General features: G+C 41.5%; 10 protein-coding genes. 2 read left to right on the forward strand and 8 right to left on the reverse strand.

The features are described 5' to 3' along the window. Positions 1-92: 92 nt before the first annotated feature. The gene (locus tag QTN47_RS03160) at positions 93-1,532 is read left to right on the forward strand and encodes a hypothetical protein (protein WP_369327865.1); all 1,440 of its coding nucleotides are present in this window, start codon (positions 93-95) and stop codon (positions 1,530-1,532) included. Between the two features lie 270 nt (positions 1,533-1,802). On the opposite strand, the gene QTN47_RS03165 is transcribed toward QTN47_RS03160, so the two are convergent. The 3 genes from QTN47_RS03165 to QTN47_RS03175 form a co-directional block, all read right to left on the reverse strand. Continuing rightward, positions 1,803-5,624 (reverse strand): AsmA family protein, encoded by a 3,822-nt coding sequence (locus QTN47_RS03165; protein ID WP_369327866.1) that lies wholly within the window; start codon positions 5,622-5,624, stop codon positions 1,803-1,805. 98 nt (positions 5,625-5,722) lie between these two features. Next, positions 5,723-7,087, reverse strand: coding sequence for an outer membrane protein assembly factor BamB family protein (locus QTN47_RS03170; RefSeq protein ID WP_369327867.1), 1,365 nt, complete (start codon positions 7,085-7,087; stop codon positions 5,723-5,725). Positions 7,088-7,127: 40 nt separating this feature from the next. Then, the gene (locus tag QTN47_RS03175) at positions 7,128-7,796 is read right to left on the reverse strand and encodes a DUF1349 domain-containing protein (protein WP_369327868.1); all 669 of its coding nucleotides are present in this window, start codon (positions 7,794-7,796) and stop codon (positions 7,128-7,130) included. A 354-nt stretch (positions 7,797-8,150) separates the two neighbouring features. On the opposite strand from QTN47_RS03175, the gene QTN47_RS03180 reads away from it, so the two are divergent. Continuing rightward, positions 8,151-9,188: a M14 family metallopeptidase gene (locus QTN47_RS03180; protein WP_369327869.1), complete on the forward strand. Its 1,038-nt coding sequence runs from the start codon at positions 8,151-8,153 to the stop codon at positions 9,186-9,188. Positions 9,189-9,296: 108 nt separating this feature from the next. On the opposite strand, the gene QTN47_RS03185 is transcribed toward QTN47_RS03180, so the two are convergent. The 5 genes from QTN47_RS03185 to QTN47_RS03205 all read right to left on the reverse strand — a co-directional run bounded on the left by QTN47_RS03185 (position 9,297) and on the right by QTN47_RS03205 (position 15,208). Continuing rightward, positions 9,297-10,889 (reverse strand): FAD-binding protein, encoded by a 1,593-nt coding sequence (locus tag QTN47_RS03185; RefSeq protein ID WP_369327870.1) that lies wholly within the window; start codon positions 10,887-10,889, stop codon positions 9,297-9,299. Between the two features lie 77 nt (positions 10,890-10,966). Continuing rightward, positions 10,967-11,314 carry a Bor/Iss family lipoprotein gene (locus tag QTN47_RS03190; protein WP_369327871.1) on the reverse strand — a complete coding sequence of 116 codons (348 nt, stop codon included), beginning with the start codon at positions 11,312-11,314 and terminating at the stop codon, positions 10,967-10,969. Positions 11,315-11,732: 418 nt separating this feature from the next. Continuing rightward, a complete protein-coding gene (locus QTN47_RS03195; protein ID WP_369327872.1) occupies positions 11,733-12,158 on the reverse strand; it encodes a VOC family protein in 426 nt (141 codons plus the stop codon). A gap of 271 nt (positions 12,159-12,429) precedes the next feature. Further along, entirely contained in the window at positions 12,430-13,752 is a 1,323-nt protein-coding gene (locus tag QTN47_RS03200) for a citrate (Si)-synthase, eukaryotic (protein WP_369327873.1), read from the reverse strand. A 364-nt stretch (positions 13,753-14,116) separates the two neighbouring features. Then, the gene (locus QTN47_RS03205; protein ID WP_369327874.1) at positions 14,117-15,208 is read right to left on the reverse strand and encodes an LptF/LptG family permease; all 1,092 of its coding nucleotides are present in this window, start codon (positions 15,206-15,208) and stop codon (positions 14,117-14,119) included. Positions 15,209-15,443 lie beyond the last annotated feature (235 nt).

Genomic DNA, 15,443 nt, shown 5'->3' on the forward strand with positions numbered 1-15,443 from the left:
GTTGACGTAATATCTTGCAGTTTCATTCCAAATGCAATATCTTATTGACATTTGGAATGAAACTTTTTTTATCTATGCCACAACCGATGCTTATGAGGTTTAGAACTTTTTTTGTTTGCACTCTAGGTGTGTTCAGTCCGCTCGTTATGCTTGCGCAGGATGCTCATTATTGGTCCACAGATTATAGTGCCGGTGGCTTTTTCCTGCCGGGAGCAGCGATTGCAAACAATAAAGACAGCGGCGTTTATTTTTATAATCCGGCTTTGATCGGGGTGTCTCCAAAATCAACCATTTCTATCAATGCCAGCTTATACCAGTATGAATCAATTAAAATAAAAAATGGAGCTGGTACAGGCTACGATTTGAAATCTGGTGTTGCAAGCTCTGTTCCTCAAATGCTTTCCGGAAGTTTTGCGTTTAAAGGGAAAAAGCCTGTAACTATTGCGTACGCTTTAATCCGCTCGCCTAATCTTAGCTATCAGGCAACACAAAGAAGGGATGAGAAATTTAATGTATTAGATGATAGTTATAGTCCGGGAAGTGAATATTTCATTGGACAATATGTTACGCAAAATCTTGTGAGTGAAACGTCTGGCCAGATCAGCACCGGATTCAAGTTAGATAAACATTGGTCTGTGGGGATTACGATGGATGGCAACCTTCACAAACAGAATTACAACGTTACTTATAATGCCCGTGCACTTGTAAATCCAGGTGGTGATACCACTTTCCCAATTGTAAGTAACGACCTTTATTACTTAGCTAACTACAATAATGTTGGATTGCGTTTTAAGGCCGGCGTTGCGTATGATGCGGGAAAACATCACCTTGGAATGATTGTCAATACCCCGCTCATTCATATAGCAGGCAGTGGCCTTATAGTAAGTGATTATGTACTTAATAACATGAAAACCGGCGATGGAGATTATGTGAGCCTGCTTGCAAATAGCCGGCAGGAAAATCTTCCGGTAAAATGGAAAGTGCCAATGAGTGTTGGTCTTGGATATAATTACGACTACAGAAAAGGACAGATTTATTTTGCAGCGGAATATTTTAATAAAGTAGATGAATATAATATCATAACACCCAGAAATGATTATTTTCTGCGGCCGGATACCGGCGACAATAATGCCATTACATCTTCCTTATTGCGTTTGAAAGATGTAAGAAAAAGTGTGCTGAATGTTGCTGTTGGTGCCAGTTATGCACTGATGCCTGATATAACCGGGTATATCGCATTGCGTACTGATTTTGCTTATACAAGTCCCGGTCTGTTTTTTAGCCTGGAAGGCTTCGAACCTTATACATGTTATTGGAATAATTACCATCTTCAAATAGGTTCAAATATTAAACGCCAGAAATACAATCTGCGCGCAGGCTTTTCCTTTGCATACGGATCTTCAAGGAATTATTTACAGGAGGTGAACTTCGATCATCCCAATGAAGATAACTTTCTCCTGGGCGACGCGGGCCAAACAAAAGCAACGCATTTTTCTATGGGATTTATTTTGTCGTATATACATAATTTGTAGGAGGAGCTATCAGCTGTCAGCTATTAGCTATCAGCCGCGGGGGGCAGGTTTCAGGTTTCAGGTTTCAGGTATAAGGCATGAGGCATGAGGTATGAGGTGTACGGTAATGGCCTAAGGAATAACTCAAAGAGAATATGATTTGAGAATATCGTATCGGGAGTGTGAGTACCCACATCGTACACCGTACACCGTACACCGTACATCACTTCACATCGTATATTTTTCTCAGACAGTTCATTTCGTACTTCTTACCTCGTACTTCGTACTTGCTTAATCGTATTTTGGCAGCGAATACTCCTTCTGCTTTTTATTATACTGCTTAATATATTTTTTGCTGCTTTTTATTCCTACGCTCGACATAATTCCGTGTAAAGTAGTTTTTATCCAATAGTTAAATACAAACTTCTCCTGGTCGCGTTCAAAATAGGCTACTGCGTATTTGTCATTTTTCTTGCGTAGGATGACGTTGTTTGCAAGCCAGTTTTTTACGTTGAGCATCATGGTTGTTTTGGAGGTGTCGTTAGGATTTAAAAGTTTTACCTTGAGATCACTGTAATAAAAATTCATATGGCCTGCGGCTGCATATTTGTTGCCGGTAAAACGGGCAAACAATGTATCTGATTCACCATCGGAAACACGCACAGCAGCGAGAGGGGTGGTTATATTGCTTAGCGGCAATAATTGTTTGGGAGATGCGTTTACGCTTAGCCTGAAATACGAAAGAGAATCATTGTAAGACTCCTGGTAGTGCATGTTCCTGATGCGCTTGTCAAATAATTCAGCATTTGCAGAAATAGTCAGACTATCATTGCCATTATCTGTATTCCGGATGTTTGTTATTACAGCATTAATATTGGTGAGTGGAATAATACCTTCTTTCTTTGTTGTTGCTGAAATCTCGTGTATGGTCACACTGCTTTGTTTTAACGTGAGTGAGTCGATTTGCATCGGGTAAGAGATGTTTTCGATCAGCTTTGTGGGCATGGGCTTAACGGAGCCGTGGTTGAATGGAACGTTCTTGTCTCTGCTTGTTTCCAGTGCAATGCTATACAACGAAATATTGCGGATGTTCAACAAGGAGTCTCCGTTATGCCTGTTGAATTTCACTCCTGCCATAGTTGCCGAATCGCCACGGATGGTCATATAATCAGCTTGCCATTGTGCGTTTTTAAAAGCTTCATCACGTGAAATATTTGGATGCATGCTAAACGTTCCGATACTTAGCTTTTCTGCTGCCGGATTCCATTTAATACTTGCGGCTTTTAGTGTTGATCCGGGTGTTTTGTAGTAGAAGCCTGTTTCATTAATGGTAGTTTTGGGTAGTAATTTTTCAAGTGTATTGTTCTGATAACGCTGTAGGGAAAAATCTTTGTCTTCAAAGCTTCCTGTCGCGTTATTTAGCGTAAGCCGGGAACCAGAACGGTTTTGAGAAATGTATATTCCGTTAAACCACCTGATAAACAACCCGGTATTCAATGTAAACGTGTTGCCCGGCTCTTTCACTATTTTCCCTTTGGTAAGTGTAATTGATCCAGTGGGAAGAGACAGGTACATATTTTTTTTGGTAAATCGAAAATCATTAACAGTAAGTGCTGCTGTATCATACATGAAGCCGGCAGCTGATTCTTTTTGACTGTTGAACTGTCTTATATGGAAATTGACGTTGGCATTTAAGGATGTAGTGTCATGTTCGTTTTGGGCAATATACCGGACGTTTGTATTGTTCAGCAGCATATGTTCTATCTTAATGTTTGCGGGAAACGCCGGCGTTTTGCTATGATCCGGGTTGTTTTCACTTCTTGTTAGCATGGTAAGGGAAGCTCCGTTTGTAGCAAATGAATGCAAACGAATATCAGACATGTCAGTGGAATGAATGCTGGTTCTTGTCTTCAGAAATGGAATATCCAATGACATAGAAGTACTATTCCTGTTTGTGTAAACTGAAGCTTCATGAATTGTCACTTCATCCTTGCTGTTTAAATTGATCCGTTTAATGATAGCCTGCAAACCCTTATTGTTAAGATGTATATTGTTGAGCTGACCTTCAGTGTTCCCCCAGTTGAAAAATTGTTTTTGCGTATGAATATGATCCACGCACAAATTCTCTGCATTGAAATTCAGTGATAATTTTTGTGCAGAGTGTTTATAAAAAAGAAGATCATCTATATCAAGCCTGGCGACGTTTATTGGCGGAAGGTATTTTGTGTCGCTGTTAACAGTTGGACTATTTTTGTCGGTTGTATTCACGGTCAATTGATGTACTTTCAATGCATCGATTTGTATAATTCTGCGTTGCGCCCAAAGATCCCAGTCAAGTATCTCCCAATACACATTGTCTGCGTTTACAGAAATGCCGTTGTTAATGGTGAGTTGAGCATTGCCAATTGAATTGTGCCTTCTGAAACCATCAAATTGGTAGTTGTTCACCACCAGATTGATTTTGGGAGAATTTAGTTTAGCCTCCTTTATCAAAAGCATCGGCAACGAGCGCTTGATATCTATCAGTGAATCGCTGGTTAAAAAGTGGTCAAGCAAAATATCTGCATTCAGGCCTTTAACTTGCAGATGCACGGGAGATTCTCCTGTTGAATTGTAACGTAAATTACCATTGATAACACGAAAATCTTTTACATTGATTAGCTCACGGAGTCCGTGCAACGTCTCATAAAATTTGTTAACTTTTCCTGATGAGTCCGCTGCTATTGTTGTAGAAGATTTACTTTTCTTCGTATATACTATAATTTCTGGTCTTGTAAGTTCTGCGCTATCCGCCACCAGTTTCTTCCTGATCAGGTTTTCAATACTGATGTTTTTTAAATAAAGCAAAGGTGTATTGAACGTAAATCCTTTATCAGGATGGTTTTTTAAGGTTGGAGTAAACGATGCGTTCCGGAAAAAAATATCATTATTGTGGAGCGTAAATTCATCAATCGTCATTTGGAAAAGACTATCAGGTGTAACAAATGTTATTTGTTTGAGGTTCAACTGAACACTGTCTGCACCTATTTCTTGACTGCTGTCTGGTGATAAGCCCAGGTTATACAACTTTAGATTTGTTCTTTGAGTTATGTATGAACTTGCGCCCTGGTTGTTTGCGTTGAATATGATTTGACCTTCCTGAATATCAATATATTTAAAGTTCATTGACTTAAACAGTCTTTTTACGGATTCTGTGATAGCAGCAGATGTGTCATGCACGCTTGTCTTTGGGGCATTCAGCCCAAGAACAGGTCTTATGCAAATGAGCGTATCAAGAATCAATTTTTCCTGTTCGTAAATAGCCGGCAGATGTTTTGATTTGAAGAAGAGTTTTTCTGCGCTGAATGTAAGCCCGTTGTTTGTTTCGTTGGGCAGAATGGTCAGCTTGGAGGAGTCTATTTCAAAATAACCGTTTTTCCCGGAGAAGTGCAGCTTCGAAAAGGCTACTTCATGATAACCGTCCGGCAACATCCAGTTTTGATCAGTGAGGGAAAGATCAATGTCCTCAGACGAAAGAACATAATTTGATGACTTCTCCTTTTTTGAAAAATTACGTATCAGCAGGTTGATGTGATTGCTAAAAAATGGATGACTCTTGTGAAGGCTGCTATAGGCAAAGGTGCCGTTCTGTAAAGTGAATGATCTTACATTTAAGTGATTGATGACCCTGCCAAGTATATTAACAATTTCTGTTGTCTGAAAACTTACCTGTGTGTTCTTTTTAGTCTGCTCATGTGCATGTGTTCTCAATTCTGGTAAAATAATCGCGAGACTGTCTACTGAAACACGTTTATGAAATACAAGATCTTTCCATGAATTGATCGCAAGGTATATTCGCGGAATTTTTACGTCGTGGTGAGGATCTGTGTGTAAAGTGTCATGACACGATAACACAGCATTGTTAACAACCAATGTCTTGTGCCAGAGAGATACATCAATATCAGAGGCGTTAAATGAATAATTCTTTTTGGATTCCCTGCTGACAACAAACTGCACAATGTCTTTAAATCGATATACAATTATATAATATGCAATACCTCCAAGTATAAAGCGTGCGACGATCAAGACAAGGATTCTTTTCAGCCATTTTCTTTGGCGGGAGGAAATCTTCATATTGTAAAAGATATACCTGCAATGAATTATCCCTTACAATATACGGTCGGAACTGTTAAAATAAAATACTGTATTTACTTTTCCATTGTTTGTTTTGGTTACTTCTTTCCTGGTGTTAGAGGTGTAACTTTGTTGACAATGTCAAGGGAATAAAGATAGCCGTCTGCACTGCCAAAATAGATAGTTGAGTCTCTTATAACCGGAGAAGAAACGATCGGTCCCAGCGTATAAAATTCATCCATTACTTTTTTGTTCGGGGCGTAAAAAGACAGATCCGCGTTTTGGGCTTTATACATAAAATTAAGTGTGTCATTCTTTAGAACGGTACCAGCTTTATGTAGCCTGGCACTTGTGTTGAATTCTGCTGCACGTGCCGTTGTGTCTGCCAAACTCAATCCGTAAAATTTGCCCGTAAAATCTCCGAAGAATGCTGTGTTGCCAGCAATAACGGGTGATGAATAAACATATCCGCAGGTTTTGAATTTCCTCTTTTCCTGGCCTGTCCTGGCATCCAATGCCAGCATAAGGAAAGTGTCAGACGTGCCGACATATATCACGCCATCTTGCGCCGCAGCTGTGCTTAATATCCAGGAACCATCGGCCGGATATTTCCATACTACTTCTCCTGATGTTGCGTTTAAGGCGTAGAAGAAAGCGTCTCTTGCGCCAAAATAGATCAGGTCATTATAAACAGTTGCGGATGCCTGTATACCGCTCATCGGCATCTTGTCGCCGGTTTTAAATTTCCATTTTGCTTTTCCGGAGCTTGCATCTATCGCATACATATAGGTATCCCAGCTTCCAATATAGATCGTGTTTTTGTATAACAGTGGAGATGTGTGTATTACGCCGTTGGTTGCAAATTTCCATTTTAATGTGCCGTCTTTTGCGTTAACAGCATATACATTTCCGTCGCTGCTTCCAAAATAAATTGTTTCATTCTGAACGTTATTGTCAGATAACGGTGATGAAATAAAAAAGTCCCAGAGATCCTCTGTATAAAGGTCATCAGGCTTAAGGCCAAAATATCCTTTTCCGCCAATCCATTTTTCTCCGCCTGTTTTAAACTTCCATTTCATTTTTCCGGAAGTAATATCTACTGCATAAAAATTGCCATCAAAGCTTCCGAAATATACGGTTCCATTAGATACCGCAGGTGATGAATGGACAGCTCCGCCTGTTTTGAATTTCCATTTTAGCTGTCCTGTTTCTTGAACGGCGTAGAGGTTCCCGTCTTCACTCCCAATAAAAATGCAGTCTTTGTAGATGGCAGGTGAAGAGAATATTCTTCCGCCTGTTTTGAATTTCCAATGTTCTGTAAATCCAATTGCGGAAGCCGGGTTAAAGTGGCCAATACTTCTGTTTTTGTCCTGAAACATAGAGGTGGTAACCGTTGTGCCTTGCTGTGCCTGGGCTGCGATTGACAAGGTTACCGCTGCTGCCAGCAGTACGTTTTTCTTCATGGCGGTTTGATTAGTTTAAAGGGAACGTTGACAGGAAATTTTATTCGCCGGTGAAATAGTTTGTAAAGCCGTGTAGTTTATAGGATATGTCTGCAAATTCAACCGTGCACTGTGGTCCTTTTGGTGATTGGGCATAAAAGCCCAGTCGCATATTCGTTTTGTCGTATGCAAACGTTCTTAAAATATTCCATTGTTTTCCGTCTGCTGAGTAATAAAAACAAAAAACGTTTCCGGCTGTAGCTGCCTTAATATAGACCTGCCTGGTTGTAAGTGCAGCATGGTAACTGTCGTCTGTAATTTTATTTTTAATCACAGAAGAGCTTACATGAATGGTTCGCTCGTCGCTTCGCTCAAACAAGAGTTTTGCCCAGTTAGATGAATCGCTGTAGATGATGATGGCGCCTGCATCGTAAACACTGTCAAACGTTGTAGACAGGCGGGCTGAGAAAATGAAATTGGAATCGGGTGTGAAGAGCAATTTTGGTGCGTTATTAATATAATAACTTCCGTCAAGGGCTACATACTGATCCGTTTTGGCCTGTGCGACAATTTTAATACTGTTGCCGGACGTTACAGTGAAGCTTTTTGGACTATTGATCCATGTAAATGCATGCGGAACGGCGGATAACTTAACATCTTTTTGTTGCTGTGCAAAACTGAAATAATGTGCCGATAAAAAAATCAAAGTAGTAAGCAATGCAGGTTTCATGTTGATTTTTAGTTTGCCCCGTCAGGTTTGTTAGTAATGGTATAGTATTCAAACTTACTGCAAACAATATTTTATGCTATTAAAAAATGATTAGAGGCAAATAAAACATGCAGTTGGTAACGTCAATCCTCAATTCATCAGCGGTTTTCCGCAATTCAACAGAAAAGTATCCTGTTTGTGAAATTTCACATTCCACAAGGGTTGCAGGCTGTGTTTCTTTGCATTCATAAATATCAACTATGCATGGTTGGTATAGGTTATCAACCCAATCCCTGCTTTAAGGCAGCGTAAATTCCATGTTCTGTCCCGTGTAAACCGCTAAACCCGATTAAGTATTTTTAACGTAATGTAAAAATGAAACCCTTCCCTTATCTAACGGTAATCGTTATTGCTGTCTGCTTATTTTTTGCATCCGCTACCTATGCAAATGACAGCCTGAGCAGTTTTAATAATTATAAAATTGCTTTCGTTGAAAAGGCGCTGGCGCACAAAACAACGCTTGGTATCAGCAAAAACGGCAAAGCTATTGAAGGCTTTTACTTTCCCGGAAAAACAGGTAAAAAAGCGCTTGTAATAGCAGGTGTGCATGGCTCGGAATTGTCCGGTATTGAAGTTGCAAGACAACTGGTAAACGAACTGATGCAAGACACCGTCCGGGACTATAGCACGCTCGTTATTCCCTGCTTGTTTGTAGATAATGCGCTCATGGCTATGGGAGCACCTGCGCAAATTGGCAGCGTAAAAAATCTAGGGCGTTATACCGCTTCCGGTGCGGTTGATCCAAACAGGCAAATGCCTTCTCCGGGAAAAGCCTACAACCCTGCAACGGGGCTGGATCATTTGCATCGTTCAATTGAGAAGGAGAATGGATTGTTGTTGCAGATTATCGCTGCATTCAAACCTGACCGCATAGTTAGCATTCATGCTATCAGAGATACATCACGGGCCGGCATTTATGCAGATCCCCGTACTGATGCAAGGGGTTATGCACTTGGCTTTGAAAGAGACAGTACACTGGCTATAAAAATGGCCGCCCATATTTCTGCAAACGGGGGAGTAGTTCCCGGGAACTTGTTAACGCTACGGACCAATGCAAAATATCCGAGTGATCCTGCCATTGCGAATGCCGGTGAAAAGCAACCACGGGCGTCCTGCGGATCATCGCTTCCGGGGAATGTTGGCTGCGGCATTTCTTTAGGTACATGGGCAACTACCGCAGTTGTGGACGATGATGATCCAACCAATAACAGGGATGCGATAACGCTTATCACAATGGAATTCCCGGGCTCAAAACGTACTGTTGATTACGACATAGCTGCTGATGTCGAAGCTTGCAAAAAGAATGTACACGCTTATGCGGGATGCATAAAAGAGGTGTTTTTGAAAAATTAGATTTGTTTGAAAGAATGGCTTTTTTAAATTTGAAAAATACAGTTACACATAGCTGCCCGGAGGCGGCACAGAGAATAGGCCCCGGGCCCAACAGACATTCAGCGATGCTTATAGGTCCAGGCCGCACTGAGTCATAAAATCATTGCAGAACACTTTTCTTGTTTGTTCGTCCAGCAATTGTTTTCTGCACTGCAGCCATTTATTAACGTTGGCTTCTCCATACATATTTTTGAGCCGTTGCGGGGTAAGATTAAAATTGATCTTGCCCCAATGGAGGGTATAGGGAATGTTCAGCTCTTCAAGCCTGTCCCATACTTTCTGGAAGAAGTCGCGGGTTACTTTTGCCTCAACTCCATCCAATTCCAGCACACAGGTTGACGGGTATCTTGTAAAGCCGAGCAGCGCATTTGTTCCTTTTACAAAACGCAAAGCCAAAGCGCCGGGGAAAGGTGTTTCTTTATTTACGTCAATAATAACGTCAATTACTTTTGATGCATCGGCCCTGTTTACCGCAATAGCTCCGCTGGCTGCTTTGCCGCGGAATTTTGTATTGCTGAATGTTTCCCCCAAAGTACCAAATGCCGGCGGTACGGCTTTAAAAGCGAGTGGCATTAGCTTGTTTACGAGAGGAGGAACCAACAAAGTTGAGATGGTAGATCCCAGGGTGTCAAGTATTGTCTGCACAAGACCAAGTGTTGTTTCGCCGTAAGTGTGTCCTTCGGAATCTCTTACACGCCTGGGGTAATCTTTTGTGTAAGGCATCTTGTACAGAACTTTAAAGAATACGCCTTTGGCTGCATTCCCGGGCTCAAAATTGTGCGGGTTTAATAGTACTTCAAAATGGTATAACGATTTGTCCGGTCCGTCAACGGGGTATGGCAGTAGTGTACTTATTCCGTCGAAGATAGTATTGTTAATGGCATTTACCAGCGCATCGTTGTAAGTGATCTGATCGCTTCTTCTTTCTTCCAACAAAAAAAGCGGTTCTGTCTCTATCAATACACCATGAATAAAACCGAAGCTGCCAAAACTAACAACAGCAGAATTAAACATGTCATCATCACTTATTTTTTCCGCGCCAAGCCATTTAATGAATTCGTCGGAAGCAACGGGGTTGGATTGGCGCTGAAGGAATACATGCTTGTCGGGGCCGCTAATTATATGCAAGCCAACAATTGTATCATGCACAGCGCCCACGCGATATGCTGAGCCATGTGTTCCGGTAGATGTAGCTCCTGCCAGGGATTGCATGTTGCTGGCGCCCGAAGCTTTGGGTGATCGGCCACGTTGCTGAAGGATGTCTTCCAGTTGCATAACGCTCATGCCGCACTGCACAAAAAAGAGATCATCGCTGTGTTTACCACTCTGCAAATATTCAGGTGCTACGAAGGAATTATTTAACGCAAAGGAAAGCCGGAGTGACTTCGTATCTACTACGCCACCGGGACAAACAGCTACTTCCGAAAATGACCATCCGTTACCCATGGCGCGCATGGACAGATTATTATCAATGGCATATTTCACCAGCCACATAAAATTGGAGGTAGTGGCTTTATATTGTTCTTCTTCGTCTGTAATGGATGAAGGAAGCACCAGTTTAAAAGATGCGTCTTTTTGAAATTTGCACGTAAAGTTTTCGTGTCCATTGGTCCACTCGTCAATTTCCCAAAGTTGAATTCCTTCCGGATAGGTTAGTGCCATAGGTCAAACATTTTACATTGAGAATATGATTTCAATCAACAGAAGTTTTCATCTGCAATTTCTGGTTTCTCTCCATGTTAGTTTGTCCCGAGAATTTTTGTCTTTGGCTCAGGCGGAGCACAGCACCATTCAACTTTTTGTGGTATTACAATGCCAAGTGTTGCTACCGTAATCAATGCATAACCAAAATTATTCTTGACAGTCACGCCATTCAAATGGTTAAAAGAAGCATCACATTTGGGATCAACATCTTTTGGCTGTACCAGTCCCCAGGCAAACGACCATGTAGTTTTGCTATACGCCGGATTGTTGGCAACTGTATTGCAATCATATTTGGTAACAACATGCGTGGTACTGCAACTATATAATAAAACGATAATGACAAACAAGCTTGCAGTTTTCGACAAACGATCGGAGTATTTCATTGTCTAAGGTTTTGAGGAGTATAAAAAGGAAAGCCATAATAAAAATAGAAAAAAGCGTGGTGGATTGCAATGGGGAAAAACACAGGGAGATGTGTGATGTTAGATGCCCGCCCGTACCGACGGCACGTTCGGGCGGGTACGGTGTACGATGTGAGGTGTCAGGTATCAGGTGTGAGGTTTTAAAGTACGAATTACGAAGTACGAAGTACGTTGGGTGCAGCACGTTAAGAGAATGTAAGATGTACGGTTCTAGGTTATGCCCATACTGACGGTGCGTTTGGCCAGGTACGATGTGATTGGCAAATTCAAAATTCTAAAGTTAAAAATATTACAAGGGCTTCGTTTATTATAAAAAAGGATCGAAAAGAGAATCAATGACTACGTCTTTGGCTCATAGCTGAAAGCTGATAGCTCACAGCTACTTGTGTGTTACCACATTTCCTTCTCCATCCAGCTCCACAAAAGGATTGTATACAATTTCCCAATAATTGTTTTCAATATCGGCAATGTAACCCGCATAGCCGCCCCAGAAAATTTTCTGTGGCTCTTTAACAACGGATACGCCTTTGCTTATCAGTTGGGCAAAAATGTCGTCAACCTCTTTTTCGGAAGAAAGATTAATAGCAAGTGTAAATTGTTTAAAGCCCTGCCCGTCATGATGAATGCCGATATCTTCGGCCAGCTCATCGGCCGGAAACAACGCCAGTATAAAAGAATTCATCTTGAAGAAAACAATTCCGTTTTCATCTTTTACCGGCTTCCATTCAAAAACATCTATATAAAATTGTTTCAGTTTCTCAAGGTTCTCCGCGCCAATCGTAATAAAGCTGATGGCTTGTTTCATATGCAAATTTTTTTGGAAAGAAAAAGGCAGTCTCTTCAGAACTGCCTTATTATTTTATGCTGTCAGTAACCACCTGGTTACGGTTATGTTTGTAGATTTTTGTGCTAAAGTATTATGTGTCTCAATTCCTCTCACGCTGCTACACCTAACGTACTTCGTACCTCGTAATTCGTACTTGGCCACATTCATCAGGATCGTGCCCACGTCGTACACCGTACCCGCCCGAACGTGCCGTCGGTACGTTCGGGCGGGCATCTAACACCGTACATTCCTAGTCCCAAATCTCTTCCTTGCCTTCAAGCCACAACTTAACTGACTTGGTAGTGACGCTCTTTGGTCTTTCGAGCGGAAGTCCCAGGGCTCTGTCCCAGCAAAGGCTTGCAAGCACGCCAAGTGCGCGGCTAACACCAAACAATACGGTGTAAAATTCATATTCAACCAGGCCGTAGTGTACAAGCAACGCACCGCTATGCGCATCTACATTTGGCCAGGGGTTTTTAATTTTTCCAAGCGACTGCAAAATCGGTGGAACCATTTCATAAATGTTCCATACCGTGCGGCAGAGTTTGTCCTGAGGCATGTGCTTTTTACCAAACTCCATTTGTGCTGTAAAGCGGGGATCGGTTTTGCGAAGTACAGCGTGGCCATAGCCTGGCACTACTTTTCCGGCTGCAAGTGTCTTTTTGGTATATTCAGCTATCTCTTCACGTGCAGGAAGGTCGGTACCGAGTTCTTGCTGCATTTCATATATCCATTTGATTACTTCCTGGTTAGCAAGACCGTGAAGAGGGCCCGCCAGGCCGTTCATGCCGGCAGCAAAGCTCAAATACGGATCGCTCAATGCAGAGCCAACAAGGTGTGTAGTGTGTGCAGATACGTTTCCTCCTTCGTGGTCGGCATGAATGGTCATGTATAAGCGCATGAGTTCTTTAAAGTCTTCGCTTTCATAGCCAAGCATATGTGCAAAGTTTCCAGCCCAATCCAGCATACCGTCAGGATGTATATGATCGCTATTTTTATATTTCCGGCGATAGATGTAAGCTGCGATGCGTGGCAGCCTGGCTATCAGGTTCAACACATCTTCAAATGTTGCATGCCAGTAGTCTTTTTTATTCATCCCCTTGGCATATTCACGTGAAAAAACACTCTCTGTTTGAAGAGCCATTACGCCGGTAACAAACATTGTCATAGGATGTGAAGTCAATGGCAATGCATCTATCATGTCAAATACGTGATTGGGCACATGTGAGCGTCTTTGTAGCGTAGAAGTAACAAATTCAACTTGCTCTTCATTAGGCAGCTCATCCATTAACATTAAATAGAATAAGCCTTCAGGTAATGGTTCGTTTCCGTCTTTTGCTTTAGGAAGTTTTTCCTGCAGTTCCGGAATGGAATATCCTCTGAAACGAATACCTTCCTGTGCATCGAGCAATGAAGTTTCCGAAACAAGGCCGGTGATGCCACGCATACCCTGGTAAACCTGAGCAAGGGATACCTCACCAATTTTTTTGGTGCCATGTTCTTTCAATAAATCTTTGATTTCGGCATTGGCTGCATCGGCCTTCGCCTTAAACCGTTCTTTTAATAATTCCATAAACTCAAAATTTTTTTCACCGGCTTACAAAGAAATGAAGGGTATGTTGTGCCGATGGGTAAAGGTAATTGAAGTTGCTTTTGAGAACAAAAAAGAAAGGAACAAATGTTGAAAAGCTTGTGAATAGTGATTGAGAGACGATTAGCAGATGATTAAAAGTCAGTCATGAAAGGCCCTGCAATCCAATAACAGCCGGTAGGAGTCTTTATATTATTGAAGGCTAATGATTGATAGTTAATTATTTGATAACAAGAAAAATATCTGCTTGCATAAATGCGGTAACCGTTGCAGCTTGATGCAACTATCCAAAATCAATTGCGCGTTTCTTTAACTAAACGGATGATGCGGGAAGGACATACTGATATTATTTAGGTGCTTTGCGGTAGAAATAATAAGCTACAAACGAAAATATTATGTTGGGAAGCCATGCTGCAATAAGCGGAGGAAAGTTTCCTTTTACCGAAAACATACTTGAAAAACGGTCGGTAATAATAAATGCAGCAGCAGTAAGAAAGCCCAAAGCCAGGTGCGCGCCGCTGCCTCCACGCACTTTACGCGCGGCCAGAACGGCTCCTATTATGGTAAGGATGATCACCGCGACAGGCGTTGCATCTCTGCGGTACTTTTCTATTTTCAATGCGTTGATCGTCTCAGAACCTCGCAATTCTTCCAGTTGAATAAAGCGGTTTAGCTGAGGTGAAGTCATTTTATCTTTAGTGAACTCATCCTGGCTAAGGTCAAACGGAATGAAATTAAAACGCATGTGTGTATCGGGAGTAATGCCTACTGTTTCTTTAAGTCCGTTTACCGTGCGCTGAAAAACATTTCTCATTTCCCAGCTTCTCTTTGCAGTATCCCACATGATCCTTTCTGCACGCAGGTTGTAGACTAACTGATTGCCCTTAATACGGTATAACGAAGCTGGCCCGCCCGTTTTCCCTGCCGTATCATAATAATGAATGCTCGCGTAGGTAAAAGAATCAAGCCTGAAATATTTATTCACCTGCTTTTGAAGCAAAGGATTATAACTTGAATTGGCATTAACATAATTAGTTTCAAAATATGTTCTCTTTACTTCAGCACGCGGAATAACATACTGGTTCGCGAACCACAATATTGTTGCAAGAAAAATTCCGCCGAGCCAGTAAGGAACAAGAAACCTTTTGAAACTGGTTCCGCTGGCCAGAATTGCGATCACCTCGCTTTTGCCTGCCATTTTAGAGGTAAAGAAAATCACCGCAATAAACACGAACAAAGGAAACAGCAGTGCAATGATATGCGGTATAAATGCGAGAAAGTAGTCGGTAACAATCTTATAAAAACTCCATCCGCTTTTTACAAAGTCATCAGTTTTTTCACTGGTGTCAATCACCACTGAAATAATGGTAAACAGGAATATCGAAAAGAAGAAAGTGGTTAAAAATTTCTTTAGTATGTACCAGTCTAATTTCTTCATTTAGTGGATGCTCGTTTGTCAATGGACAAAAGTAATGGAAAACTTGTTGCGGAGGTGTGAAATAGCTGTCAGCTTTTAGCTATCAGCTATCAGCTTGGGGTGTCAGGTATCAGGTATCAGGTTTCAGGCATAAGGTGTAAGGTGTAAGGTGTTAGGTATAAGGTGTTAGGTATAAGATATAAGGGCGTAAGGTATAAGGTGCATTAATCTCTCGTATTAAATATTTTCCGCCCAA

The organism is Danxiaibacter flavus, from assembly GCF_041060425.1.
In the GTDB taxonomy this organism is placed as follows: Bacteria; Bacteroidota; Bacteroidia; order Chitinophagales; family Chitinophagaceae; genus Danxiaibacter; species Danxiaibacter flavus.

Coding starts and splice junctions, on each gene's coding strand:
- QTN47_RS03180 (WP_369327869.1), top strand. CDS start 8,151: ATGAAACCCTTCCCTTATCTAACGGTAATCGTTATTGCTGTCTGCTTA.
- QTN47_RS03160 (WP_369327865.1), top strand. CDS start 93: ATGAGGTTTAGAACTTTTTTTGTTTGCACTCTAGGTGTGTTCAGTCCG.
- QTN47_RS03190 (WP_369327871.1), bottom strand. CDS start 11,314: ATGAAATACTCCGATCGTTTGTCGAAAACTGCAAGCTTGTTTGTCATT.
- QTN47_RS03165 (WP_369327866.1), bottom strand. CDS start 5,624: ATGAAGATTTCCTCCCGCCAAAGAAAATGGCTGAAAAGAATCCTTGTC.
- QTN47_RS03175 (WP_369327868.1), bottom strand. CDS start 7,796: ATGAAACCTGCATTGCTTACTACTTTGATTTTTTTATCGGCACATTAT.
- QTN47_RS03185 (WP_369327870.1), bottom strand. CDS start 10,889: ATGGCACTAACCTATCCGGAAGGAATTCAACTTTGGGAAATTGACGAG.
- QTN47_RS03195 (WP_369327872.1), bottom strand. CDS start 12,158: ATGAAACAAGCCATCAGCTTTATTACGATTGGCGCGGAGAACCTTGAG.
- QTN47_RS03200 (WP_369327873.1), bottom strand. CDS start 13,752: ATGGAATTATTAAAAGAACGGTTTAAGGCGAAGGCCGATGCAGCCAAT.
- QTN47_RS03170 (WP_369327867.1), bottom strand. CDS start 7,087: ATGAAGAAAAACGTACTGCTGGCAGCAGCGGTAACCTTGTCAATCGCA.
- QTN47_RS03205 (WP_369327874.1), bottom strand. CDS start 15,208: ATGAAGAAATTAGACTGGTACATACTAAAGAAATTTTTAACCACTTTC.